The following is a 12,280-nucleotide window of genomic DNA, read 5'->3' as shown; positions in this document are numbered from 1 at the left end:
AACAAAACTACTGTGCAGCCGCCAGGCGGGCGCGGCCGGTGCTCGAAATCCTCATGTACCACCCGTACACTCCGGTTCCTCCGCGCCGTCCACACCCACCTGACGACTGCTCGCTACGTTTTGTTAGCCGCTCTAAAGCCGCCCGAACTGCAGGCGATTGTGCGATGAGGTGCCCTGCATCATCCAGCGCAGCGCATGCACGTGGATGGTGTCGAACGTAAAGCGGCGAACAGAGCGGGGCGAGCGGTCGTCGGATGGGTGAGGACGGTGCACTCAGAACCGGAATGTATGGGTGCGACATGGTGCGCTGCGCACGCCTGGCGACGAGTCCCATCGTTCTGTTGGCCGATCGTCTGCCGGTGCCGGCCGATGTACAGAAACTGGCGCGCCTAGACGTGCCGAGGTGCGCTCGTGTCATGCAGTGAGCGGGCCTGGCCTGCCGGCAGGTCATCGGATACCGAACATTGCGCACGTCGGCCGATGAGGCGAACGGTTCAGCCAAAGCGTGCGCTCAATGTGAATGGCGGCTGGTCCCTTTCGGGCAGACAACGAATTTCAAACGCGCGTAAGCGTCGCTGCCGCTAGATTTGCGCGTTCCGCATCGGGGTTGGTGGTGCGGTGCCCGTCTCTCACCTTATCGGTCTCCCGCATTGTGACTACCCGCAGGAAGGAAGCGCTTGTCCCGCATGTTGCTGCAGCCGCATGCACGGGCGCGATCCTGTTTTTTCTTGCGTGCCTGTTGCTGTATATGCCGGCTCCGCGCCCGACCGCACAACAAGACGAGAGCCTGCAGGTGTATTTCCTGCCGCGTCCGCAAGTGACGCAGCCGGCGCCGGCCGAGCCGCCGCCGCAGGAGCAGCCCAAGCGGCAACAACGCGCCACAGCCGCTTCCGCATCGGCTGCCCGCCGCGCGCCACCGCCCACGCGCACCCCGCCGCCGCAACGCCAGGTCGCCGCCGCCAACGCGCCGGCCGATGCATCGATGGCAGCGCAGCTGTATACCCGCGAGGGCCGTCTGCGCATGCCGCTCGACACCAAGGTCGACCCGATGGCGCAAGGCGACGCAGTGCCGCCGGGCATGACCGACGCGCGGGCGCAGGCCAAGGCACGCAATGTGATGGAACGGGGCAACCCGGTGCAGTACCAGGACACGCGCTTTGCCAAGGATTGGAAGAGCGACGGCACGTTGGGCGATGTGGCGATGCAGGAAATGAATCGCGGCATGAAGAAGTTCAACGACATGCTCAACGGGCCGCAGACGCAGGTGGCCAAGGCGCGGCCGCCGCCGGATGTGCGCTTCAATCCTGCATTGGCTGGAAATCAGGCCGAAATGGGCAGCGAAGCCACCGGCGATGCGTACAAGGCCGCGCCGATCGCGCACGAAACCTTACCCGACCTCAAGGGCGAAGCCAGCCGCCGCATCCGCGAGGCATTGGTAGCGCTGGAACAACGCAGTGCCCACTGCGATGCGTCCAAGCGCAAATCGTTGTTGTCGCCGGTCCGCACGCATTTGTCCGACCTGGAGCGCGCCGAACACGCGCTCAACAACGGCGCCGATCCGGTGATGGCTGCACAGCTGTTGCCACGTCAGGCAGACAGCGCCTACGACCTGGCCCGCCGCGCGCTGTGGTATGCCGACCGGCAATTGAAGCAGTGCGCGGTGGGGTAGGTGGGGCATTTACGGTGCGCTGTAAATTTGGCTCAAAGGCAGGGCGTTCGTACGGGGTGGTACGGCAGCGGCGAAGCCGCCTACGCCAGACTCTGCCGGTAACGATCCTTCTCTGCGCTCAGCGCAATTTCCGCGCGTAAAAAGACCTGGCCGATCGGTTCGTCGGCGCGGGTGGCTTGTGCTTCGCCGAGTAAGACCGTCAGCCCGAGTGCATGTTGCAAGTGCGCGACGTCGCGCAGCTGTTGCAGCGTGCGATCGGCATCGGGGCCACGTAGGACGGCGATGAATTCCGCGCTCTCGGTGACCCGGTCGATGCTATTGCCCGGCCCCTGCACGAGTGCGGCAAATGCCTGGTCGAGCTGTTGCAAGCTACGGCCAAGCAGCCGTTCGCTCTGGCGTTCGGCCAGGGCGGCCAGCTCCTGCACTTCCAGAATCACCAGCCGGTACGGCGCTTCGACATCCAGCGCAGTTGCCGCGGCGGCGGCCGGCTGCAGGATGGCCGCGCGCTCCTGGTGCAGCGCTTCCTGGCGTGCGTCCAGCAAGTTCATGGTGACGCGAGCCAGCGCCTGCAAGCCGGTGCGCTGCAGGTCGTTGAGCGTGCGCGGTTCGATATCGAGCACGCACACGGTGCCCAGCGCCACGCCTTCGGTCGTCACCAACGGCATGCCTGCGTAGAAGCGTGCGCCGGTGTCGCCGGTGACCACGGAAATATCGCGAAACCGCGGGTCCTTGGTCAGGTCCGGCACTTCCAACAGGTGGCTCGGGTCGCGAATGGCGTGGTCGCACACCGCCTGGCTGCGATCGGTCTGTTGCAGCCCCAGACCCAGTTGGGCCTTGAACCATTGGCGGTCGCGATCCACCAGCGACATCAGCGCAATGGGCGTATCGCACAGCGATGCGGCCACCCGAACGATGTCCTGATACGTCTCTTCCGGCAGGCTGTCGACGATGCGATACCCATCGAGGACCTGCTGGCGGGAGGCTTCATCTACCGTCGGCATCTCTTTCATCGAATCGGCCAATTACTTGTCGAGGACAGCCGCCAACCTTACCGGAGCGGCCGATAACATGGCGTCGATATTTAGGGCGGCTAAGAGGCGGCGAGCGGTTGTCAGCTGCGTATGGGCGGCGCACTTAGAACCGCACTGTATGAGCGGTGGATGCCGTAACGCAGACCGGCCGCGCCCGCCCGGCGGTGAGCGCGGTCGTTTTGTCGTTCGCTCCAGCAGTTGCCGCCGCTGGAAATCGAAGTGCTGCACGGATGCGTGGGGTGTGGCGTACGGCTCAGCTTGAGCGGGCCGCAATGCCAAGCGCCGATGGTCCAGCTGCGGCTACTGCTGATTGCTAGCCGCCAGCAGTCAATCAACGAAACAGTCGAGCGAGCGATCGAGCAATCAAATAGCCGCTGGCCCAAACATAGTCGGGCGGCGGTGTGGTGCGGATAGCGTAACGGGCCGATTGCAAACGGCGCACGACTAGCCGACCAGTCGATCGACCACGCGAACAGCCGGGCAATCCATTGCCCGGCTGACCACTGGCTCGGTCACTGCTCAACGGGCTACTCCACAACCGGCCAAACAAGCGAACAGGCGGCCAATCCACGGTCGGCAACCAACCAATCGAACAACCTAGCGACCAATTGATCGATCGACCGGCCAACCGACCGACGAATCACCTAAACCATCCATGCCGAACCAACCCACCACTGCCCCCGCCCGTCTGCATCTGGCAAACGGGCGGGGGCACGGGCACCGAGTCAGCGCTTGACCGGCTTGCCGTCGGCGTCCAGCACCTGCACTTCGCCCAGCTTGAGCGCGCGCACCGGGGCTTCGATCTTCTTCAGGTCGCCCACGATCACCCAGGTCATTGCGTCGGGCTTGATGATCTGTGCGATGGCCTTCTGCGCGGCCGGTTGGTCGATCGCTTCCAGGCGCGGCTTGAGCGTCTGCACGTAGTCGTCCGGGCGGTCGAACTGCACGATGCCCTCGATCGCGCCGAGCACGGCGGTGGTGGTTTCGTAGCTGCCGGGCAGGGCGCGGATGCTCTGGTTCTTGATCTTTTCGATCTCCTCGTCGGTCAGCGGCTTGTCGCCGACGATGGCCCGGGCTTCCTTGAGGATCTCGTTGGCCGACTCGGCGGTCTTGTCGGTCTGCACCGGTGCGGAGAACAGATACGGCCGCTGGCCCTGGGCATCCATCAAACGAGTGCCGGCACCGTAGGCCCAGCGCTTGTTCTCGCGCAGGTTCATGTTCAACCGCGAGGTGAAGGTGCCGCCGAAGGCATCGTCGGCCACGCCAATGGCCAGGTTGTCCTGGGTCTTGGTCGACGGTGCCAGCAGGCCGGCCAGGATCACCGACTGCGGCGCATCCGGCCGGTTGATCAGGTACACACGCGGTTTGGGCTGCACGGCCACGTCGACCAGGTTCTTCTTCGGCAGCGGGCTGGCCGGCGCCTTCCAGTCGCCGAATGCGGCATCCAGCTGCGGGATGATCTGCGCCAGCGTGGTGTCGCCGGCGACCAGGATGCGCAGGTTGTCCGGGCGCAGCCACTGGCCATGGAAGGCTTGCAGGTCCTTGGCATTGAGGCTCTTGATCGCCGCCTCGGTGCCGCTGCCGGTGAGCGGGATCCCGTACGGATGCTTGTCGCCGTACAGCAGCGGCGGCAGCGCACGCAGGCCCAGGCTGGTGGGTTTGGTCTTTTCCTGCGCGATGCCGGCCAGCCACTGGCCACGGATGCGTTCGATGTCCGACGGTTTGAACGCCGGGTTGCGCACGATGTCGGAGAACAACTGCAGCGATGGCTGCAATTGGTCGTTGAGGGCATTGAGCGAGGCGCTGCAGCTATCCAGATCGCAGCCGACGCCGGTGATCGCGCCCAGGCGCTGCTTGCGCTGGGCCACTTCCACCGAATCCAGCGACGCGGTGCTCTCGTTCATCAGGGCGGCGCTGAAGCTGGCGGTGCCGAGCTTCTTACCCTGGTCGGCGGCGTAACCGGCGTCGAACAGCAACTCGACCTGGGTAACCGGGATGGTGTGGCGCTCGGCCAGTACCACTTCGATGCCGTTCTTCAGCTTGCCGCGCTGCAGTTTGGGGAAGCTCAGGTCAGGGAACTGGGTGGTCTTGGGCACGCCGGTGCTGCGATTCACGTTCGAAGCGGTGACGGTGTACTTGCCCGCGGCGGGCAGCTTGGGCGCCGGCTTGCCTGGTTCGGCGGCGCGCGCGACCACCGCCTTGTCTTCGGCAGCCGGGTCGAAATCCTTGCCGGCCGGCAGTACGGTGAGCAGATAGTCGCCCTTGCCGAACCAGGTGGCGGAGGCCTGCTTGACGCTGTCCACGGTGGCGGCCTGGCCGCGCTGCAGATCTTTTTTGTAGGCACCCGGGTCGCCGCGATAGACCTGGCCCTCGGCCAGGAGCACCGCCTTGCCGGTGAAGCCACCGACCTTTTCCAGCCCGCGCACGAAGCCGGCGCGGTAGGCCACCTGCGCGCGCTGCAACTCGTCGGCAGTCGGGCCTTGTGCGATGAATTTCTTGAGTTCTTCGTCGATCACCGCCTCGACCTTGGCTGGGTCCACGCCGTCCTTGACGTCGGCCTGGATCTGCATCTGGCTGGACAGCGCAAACGGCTGCACCGAGGCGGACACGTCATCGACCAGCTTGTCCTGATAGACCAGGCGCTGATACAGCCGCGAGGTCTTGCCGCCACCCAGCACGGTGGTGGCCAGATCCAGTTGGATCATGTCGTCGGTGCCCAGCTGCGGCGCGGCCCAGGTGCGGTAGATGCGCGGCTGCGACACATGGTCGTGCTGCACGCCGCGCTTCTGCGCGGCCAGCGGGGTGACCCACGGCTGCTGACGCGCCACCGGCTTGCCGGACGGGATATCGCCGAAGTACTGCAGTGCCTTGGCGCGCGCCTGTGCCACGGTGATGTCGCCGGCCAGCACCAGGGTGGTGTTGGCGGCGCCGTAGTTGTCGTTGAACCACTGTTTGACGTCGCCCAGCGAGGCCGCGTCCAGATCTTCCATCGAGCCGATGGTGTCGTGCTGGTACGGGTGGTTGGCCGGGAACAGGTTGGACAGGATGTTCTGGTCCACGCGGCCATAGGGGCGGTTTTCGCCCTGGCGCTTTTCGTTCTGCACCACGCCGCGCTGGGTGTCGAGTTCTTCCTGGCCGATGGCGCCGAGCAGGTGGCCCATGCGGTCCGATTCCAGCCAGAGCGCGGTATCCAGCGCGGTGGTCGGTACGGTTTCGAAGTAGTTGGTGCGGTCGAACCAGGTGGTGCCGTTCATGTCGGTGGTGCCGACCTGTTCCAGCGGCGCAAAGAAGCTGCCCTTGTTGTTTTCCGAGCCGGAGAACATCAGATGCTCGAACAGATGCGCAAAGCCGGTCTTGCCGGCCGGCTCGTCGCCGGAACCGATGTGGTACCAGATGCTCACCGCCACCACCGGCGCCTTGTGGTCCTCGTGCACCACCACGGTCAGGCCGTTGGGCAGGGTGAAGCGGGTGTAGGCGATGTCGGGAATGGCGCTGCTGTCCGCGGTCTTGGACAGGCTGGCCGGGGCGGCCTGTGCGACGGGCGGAACGGTACCGGCAGCGACGCCGAGCACGCCGGCGATCAACAAGGACAACGGACGCAGCATGTGACACTCCAGAGCAGGACAATCGGCCGAGGGTAGTGGCTGCTTGGCGAGGCCGCAAATGCTGTTCGGCATGGGGGGTGGGATAGGCCCCAAAGCAGCCACGGCTGGGTGCACTCAAGTTGATCGTCGCCTCGCCGTTACCTGGTGCGACCTACCTAGCCCACACGCCGCCCGCCGATCACGCCATGACCGTCCTGTTGCCGCCCGTGCCGATTCCCGCCAACGATGCTTTGCGCGTGGACGCGGTCCGCCGTCTGGGCGTGCTGGACACCGAAGCAGAGCCCGAGTTCGACGATATCGCGTGGCTGGCGGCGCATGTCACCGGCGCGCCGATGGCACTGGTGTCGCTGCTGGATGCCGACCGGCAATGGTTCAAGGCGCGCTGCGGCACCGACCTGGAAGGCACACCGCGTAGCGTGTCGTTCTGCTCCTACGCGGTGATGGGCACCGAGTTGATGGAGATCCCCGATGCCGAGGCCGACCCACGCTTCGTCAACAACCCGTTGGTGATCGCCGCACCCGGGGTGCGCTCCTACGTCGGCGTGCCGCTGATCGGCCGCGAAGGCTATGCCTACGGCACCCTGTGCACGCTCAGCACCCAATCGCGCGTGCTCGAGGACCATCAGAAACAGGCGCTGATCCGTCTGGCGCGGCAGGCGGTCGGCCAGCTGGAAGCGCGTCGCGATCGGCGCGATGCGCAGGCGCAACGGCAAACCTTGAGCATGTTGCTGGAAGCCATGCCCGACGGCGTGGTGGCCTGCGGCACCGACGGCCTGCTGCGCGAGTTCAACAACGCCGCGCGGCAATGGCATGGCACCGACCCGCGCGTGCTGCCACCGGCGCAATGGGCGCAGCATTTCGATCTGTACAGCGCAGACGGCAACGCTCTGCTGCCCACCGAGGCCATCCCGCTACTGCGTGCCTGGCGCGGCGAGCACGTGCGCAATGCCGAACTGGTGATCCGTGCCAACGGGCAGCCTCCGCGCAGCGTGCTGTGCAATGCAGATCCGGTGGTCGGCGACAAGGGCACTGCGTTGGGCGCGGTATGCGTGATGCACGACATCACCCAGCTGCGGGATGCGTCGGCGGCCTTGTCTGCCGAGCGCGCGCGGCTGCAGGCGCTGGTGGATGCCTCGCAGGACGTGGCGATCATCGCCTTCGACCCGCAGGGGCGCATCGAGTTGTTCAATCCCGGTGCCGAACAACTGCTGGGCTACGCGGCCGACGAAGTGCTGGGCAGCTGCCCGTCGCGGTTCCATCTGCAGGCCGAGCTGGAGCGCCACATGGCCACGTTGGCGTTGTCGCCGCTGGCGTATGTGGAACTGGCGGCGGCGGCCGCCGGCAATGTGCTGACCGAAGAACTGTGGACGCTGGTGCGCAAGGACGGCGAGTTGCGCCGGGTGCGGCTGTGCTTCAACGTCATCCACGATGCGCAACAAGGGCTTGCCGGGTATCTGGCCATGGCCATCGATGTCACTGCGGAGCTGCAGGCGCAGGCCGCCGCGCAGCTGGCCGCCGAACGCTTCACCGGCGCCTTCGAAACCGCACCGCAAGGCATGGCGATCGTTTCGCTGGAGGGCGCCTGGCGCGACGTCAATCCGTCCTTGTGCAGCATTCTCGGCTACCCGCGCGAGCAATTGCTGCGCACGACCTTCCAGCAGATCACCCACCCGGACGATCTGCAAATGGATCTGCAACTGGTGCAGGAATTGATCGCCGGCAAGCGCGACAGCTACAGCCTGGCCAAGCGCTACATCAGCCAGCAAGGCGCGGTGATCTGGGCGCAGTTGTCGGTGTCGCTGGTGCGCGACGGCAGTGGTGCCCCGGTGCATTTTGTGTCGCAGATCCAGGACGTCACCGAGCGCCATGTGGCCGCCGAACGGCTGGCCGAGAGCGAAGCGCGCTTGCGCGCAATCAGCGATGCCACCCCGGCGCTGGTCAGCCAGTTCGATGCCAGCCAGCGCTGCCTGTTCGCCAACGAAGCGCACCGAGATTGGCTGGGCGTGGAGCCGGCCAGCCTGGTCGGCGCGCCGATCACCCATCTGCTGGGCGCGCCGCTCAGCGCGACTGCGCGCACCGCATTGGCGCAGGTGGCCGACGGGCAGCGCGCCAGTTTCGAGCACGTGTTGCGCGTGGGTGGCAACGCACGCGATATGGAGATCACCCTGGTGCCAGGAACCCGACGCCTGCTGGGCGGTGCGCAAGGGTTCTTCCTGATGGCGCAGGACGTTACCGCCCACAAGACCTTGCACCGCCTGATGCACGAGCGCGCCACCCGCGATGCGCTGACCGGCCTACCCAACCGCCATGCCTGGACCGAGGCATTGCAGACCGCCGTGCTGCAGGCGCATCGGTTGCAGCGCGCGGTGGCGGTGATGTTTCTGGATCTGGATGGCTTCAAACGCATCAACGACACCTACGGCCACCGCGCCGGCGATGCGGTACTGGTGGAGTTCGGCCATTGCCTGCAGCGCGCGGTGGAAGGCCGTTACCTGGTGGCACGTCTGGCCGGCGACGAATTCGTGGTGCTGCTGGACAATCTGCAGACGCCCGACGCCGACTGCGCGCGGGTTGCCGAGCGCATCCGCCATGCGGCTTCCGCTGGCGCCCTGTTCGGCGAGCAGCGGCTACCGATCCAACCCAGCATCGGCATCGCCTGGCAACACGGCGACCAGGCCGAAGCGGCAAGCCTGATGCATGCCGCAGACGAAGCGATGTATGCCGCAAAGAATGCGCGCTGCAGCAAGGACGCAGCAATGAACCGCCGCGACGCTGCGCGTTGAGACAAGCGGCATTGGTAATGCGTATCTTGGCTTGTCGCCGCATATTGGCCGACGGGGCACCATCACCCTCCCAGCGGGAGAGGGGCTTGAGCAGCGGAGTGCGCGCGGTTCATTCTCCCCTCGGGAGAAGGTGCCCGAAGGGCGGATGAGGGTGCGTCCGCGCGAAGCGCAACCGCAAGCCATCCCGCTTACCACCCAGCTTGTTCGACGTGATGCAACAGCACGACGTGGCTCGCTCCACGTGGTGCTGTTGCATCAAGACTTGGCCTACTTGCAGTAGTGTTGCTGCACTACTACGCAGCCTGCTCGACGCGATGGCGCTGCATCGACGCAGGCTGCGCCGGTGCCAGTTGGAACACGGCCACTGCGCGCGTCAGATCCGCTGCCTGATCTTCCAGGCTGCGCGCCGCCGCAGTGGCTTCTTCCACCAGCGCCGCGTTCTGCTGGGTCATTTCATCCAGCTGCATCACCGTGGTGCTGACCTGCTCGATACCAGCGCTCTGCTCGGTGCTGGCGGAGGTGATCTCGGCCATGATGTCGGTCACGCGTTTCACCGAGCTGACCACCTCGGTCATGGTGCTGCCGGCCTGCTGCACCAGCGCCGAGCCTTGCTCCACCTTTTCCACCGAATCGGAAATCAGTTGTTTGATTTCCTTGGCCGCACCGGCCGAGCGCTGCGCCAATGCACGGACCTCGGTTGCGACCACTGCAAAGCCGCGGCCTTGTTCGCCGGCGCGCGCGGCTTCCACTGCGGCATTCAAGGCCAGGATATTGGTCTGGAAGGCGATGCCATCGATGACACCGATGATGTCGGAAATACGTGCCGACGATTGCGTGATCGCCTGCATGGTGACGACCACTTGCTGCACCACACGGCCGCCGCTTTCGGCGACATCGCCGGTGCCTTTGACCAGTTGATTGGCCTGGCGCGCGTTATCTGCATTCTGACGCACGGTAGAGGTCAATTCTTCCATCGATGCAGCGGTTTCTTCCAGGTTCGCGGCCTGATGTTCGGTACGTGTGGACAGGTCGGTGTTGCCGCTGGCGATCTCACCGGCGGCGGTATTGATCATCTCGGCCGAATGCTGGATGCCCTGCACGATGCTGGTCAGCTGGATTGCGGTGCGGTTGGCGGCATCGGCCAGGCGGCCGAAGGCACCTTCGTAGTGCGATTCCACCCGCTGCGACAGATCGCCGTCGGCAATGGCGGCCATGATGCGGCCCACATCGTCCAGACCGGCATCGGCCTGCTGCATCAGGCGGTTCAAGGCCTGCACCATTTCCGCAAACGCAAACTGATAGCGCGACTGCTCGCCGCGTGCGGAGAAGTCGCCACGCGCGGCGGCATCGGCCAAGCGCGCGATGTCGCTGTTGATCGCCGACAGGTTGCTCTTCACGGTATCCAGCGCTTCGTGCAATGCCGCGCGCTGGCCGGGCAGGCGGCGCATGTCGCGGCGTAGATCGCCGCGGCCGTATTCGCTCATCACATCCATCGCTTCGTTGATCGCGTCCAGATGTTCGAACACCACCGTGTTCACGCCATGCGCCAGGCTGCCGTAATCGCCGGGAAAATCCTCCGGAATGCGGTGCGCGATGTTCTCGCCCTGCTGCAGGCGAATCATGGTCTGCATCTCGCCGTTGAAGCGCTGCAGCTGGTTTTGCATCTGCTGCATGCTGTGCATCAACTGGCCGGTTTCATCGCGCGATTCCACCCGGATGTCGTTGTCGAACCGGCCCGAGGCAATCGCCTCGGCGGTGCGTGAGGCGGCGCGTAAGGGTGCGGCCATCGCCGAGGCGATCAACCAGCACAGGCCGATCACCATCGCAACCAGTGCGCCGCCGATCAAGGTCAGTGTGCGCGTAAAGCCCCACGCCTGCACCTGGATGTCTTCGGCGTACACGCCCATCACCAGCACCCAGTTCCAGGCAGGAAACGTCTTGGCATAGCTGATCTTGGGCAGTTGTTCTTTCTTGCCCGGCTTGGGCGCGTCGTAATAGCTGAAGCCATCGCCGCTGTCGATGGCGGTCTTGATGTCGCGATACACATACTGCCCGGCATCGCTCTTGTAATCGGACATGTCGGTGCCGACCGGGCGCTTGGGATGCATCAGGATGCGCATCTGCGGGTCGACAATGAAAAAGTAATCTACGCCATCGTTGGTGCGCATGTCGGCCAGCGTGGTGCGCGCCGCGTCCTTTGCCTGATCGGCGGTCAGCTCGCCGCTTTTGACCTTGTCGGCGTAGTGCTACATCACCGTCAGGCCCATCTCGACCTCGGTCCTGACGCTGAGTTTGCGCGCCTCGACCAGATCCAGATATTGCAGACGTGCCGCAGCGACTGCGAGCAGGATCACGCCCACAGTGAGTAGCGTGCACAACAGGACGAATTTTCGGGTCAGCGGGAGATTGGCAACATGGCGACGCAACAGGGAAACAACGGGCATGGCAACGGTATCCAGAACGCGCCGCGCAGGGCGCTATGTCATGGATAGCGGCTGATTCACATGCGGGTTGAATATTGATTGCGGCAGCGCCNGGTGCGCTCCTACACGGGTCTGTTGTCTGTAGACAGGTCGCAGGCACCGCACATCGACCATGTTGCTTGCTCGATCAATCGCGACGTGGCGCCATCTCCTGAACATCCAGACGTTCGATCGCGCGATACGACGGCGGGCACGCAGTGCGTACCCGCCTTTCACATCAGCTTGCTGCGCAGAAGCCGAACTCGGCCGTTGCACCGGCGGCCAGCGTGCGGTTGAAATCCACGCCACTTGCGCGCAGGGTGCTGCCGCTCTGCGACCACACCACATTCCACGCGTTGTTGACCGTGCCGGCGACCGGCACCGTCACCGACCAGGTGCCGCTGCCGGTACCGGTGTTGGTGACCTGCACGCGGTTGCACGCGCCGCCGCTCCAGCTGCTGTCCACGATGACCTTGGTGCTGAAGGTGCCGGTGCCCGGGGTCGGCGTAGGCGTAGGCGTAGGTGTCGGAGTGGGTGTGGTAGTGCCCACGGTGCCCCACAACGTGCGCAGCAGCGTCATCTTGTCCTGGCGCACGGTGGTCCAGTCGTCACGCAGGATGCCGCCGGTATCGCCGCTGTTAGGGAACCTCTGAACAAAGCACGGCAGATGCGCGACACTACCCGCCTCGTGTTGAGGAATCATCCATGCAACTGACGTTCGGCGACGCTG

The 12,280-nt window shown here is 65.1% G+C and carries 5 protein-coding genes, 2 other RNA genes and 1 pseudogene; 3 read left to right on the top strand and 5 right to left on the bottom strand.

The features are described from left to right. Positions 1–53: 53 nt before the first annotated feature. A non-coding RNA gene (locus XdyCFBP7245_RS17310) (sX9 sRNA) lies at positions 54–129 on the top strand. A gap of 95 nt (positions 130–224) precedes the next feature. On the opposite strand, the gene XdyCFBP7245_RS17305 is transcribed toward XdyCFBP7245_RS17310, so the two are convergent. Further along, a non-coding RNA gene (locus XdyCFBP7245_RS17305) (sX9 sRNA) lies at positions 225–301 on the bottom strand. Positions 302–652: 351 nt separating this feature from the next. On the opposite strand from XdyCFBP7245_RS17305, the gene XdyCFBP7245_RS17300 reads away from it, so the two are divergent. Next, complete coding sequence (locus tag XdyCFBP7245_RS17300; RefSeq protein ID WP_104616782.1) at positions 653–1,669, top strand: hypothetical protein; 1,017 nt, start codon at positions 653–655, stop codon at positions 1,667–1,669. An 80-nt stretch (positions 1,670–1,749) separates the two neighbouring features. Here the strand turns inward: XdyCFBP7245_RS17300 and XdyCFBP7245_RS17295 are convergent, their stop codons facing one another. Beyond that, complete coding sequence (locus XdyCFBP7245_RS17295; RefSeq protein ID WP_244907842.1) at positions 1,750–2,670, bottom strand: GAF domain-containing protein; 921 nt, start codon at positions 2,668–2,670, stop codon at positions 1,750–1,752. A gap of 755 nt (positions 2,671–3,425) precedes the next feature. After that, a complete protein-coding gene (locus tag XdyCFBP7245_RS17290; RefSeq protein ID WP_104616754.1) occupies positions 3,426–6,305 on the bottom strand; it encodes a M16 family metallopeptidase in 2,880 nt (959 codons plus the stop codon). Between the two features lie 104 nt (positions 6,306–6,409). Here XdyCFBP7245_RS17290 and XdyCFBP7245_RS17285 point away from each other — a divergent pair, with 104 nt between their 5' ends. Continuing rightward, positions 6,410–9,088, top strand: coding sequence for a PAS domain S-box protein (locus XdyCFBP7245_RS17285; protein ID WP_244907850.1), 2,679 nt, complete (start codon positions 6,410–6,412; stop codon positions 9,086–9,088). 347 nt (positions 9,089–9,435) lie between these two features. Here the strand turns inward: XdyCFBP7245_RS17285 and XdyCFBP7245_RS17280 are convergent. Together XdyCFBP7245_RS17280 and XdyCFBP7245_RS17275 are read right to left on the bottom strand one after the other, a co-directional pair. Beyond that, positions 9,436–11,514 (bottom strand): annotated as a pseudogene (locus XdyCFBP7245_RS17280) (methyl-accepting chemotaxis protein); the annotation flags it as partial. A 274-nt stretch (positions 11,515–11,788) separates the two neighbouring features. Further along, positions 11,789–12,280: cellulose binding domain-containing protein (locus XdyCFBP7245_RS17275; RefSeq protein ID WP_244907840.1), on the bottom strand; the 492-nt coding region annotated here is incomplete at its 5' end.

The organism is Xanthomonas dyei, assembly GCF_002939865.1.
Classification (GTDB): Bacteria; Pseudomonadota; Gammaproteobacteria; order Xanthomonadales; family Xanthomonadaceae; genus Xanthomonas; species Xanthomonas dyei.
Note: the sequence above shows the minus strand (reverse complement) of the source record. Positions and strands in the feature narration are given on the sequence as shown.

Bases quoted from the DNA above. Each gene is read 5' to 3' on its own strand.
- XdyCFBP7245_RS17295 (WP_244907842.1), bottom strand. From the start codon at position 2,670: ATGCCGACGGTAGATGAAGCCTCCCGCCAGCAGGTCCTCGATGGGTAT.
- XdyCFBP7245_RS17290 (WP_104616754.1), bottom strand. From the start codon at position 6,305: ATGCTGCGTCCGTTGTCCTTGTTGATCGCCGGCGTGCTCGGCGTCGCT.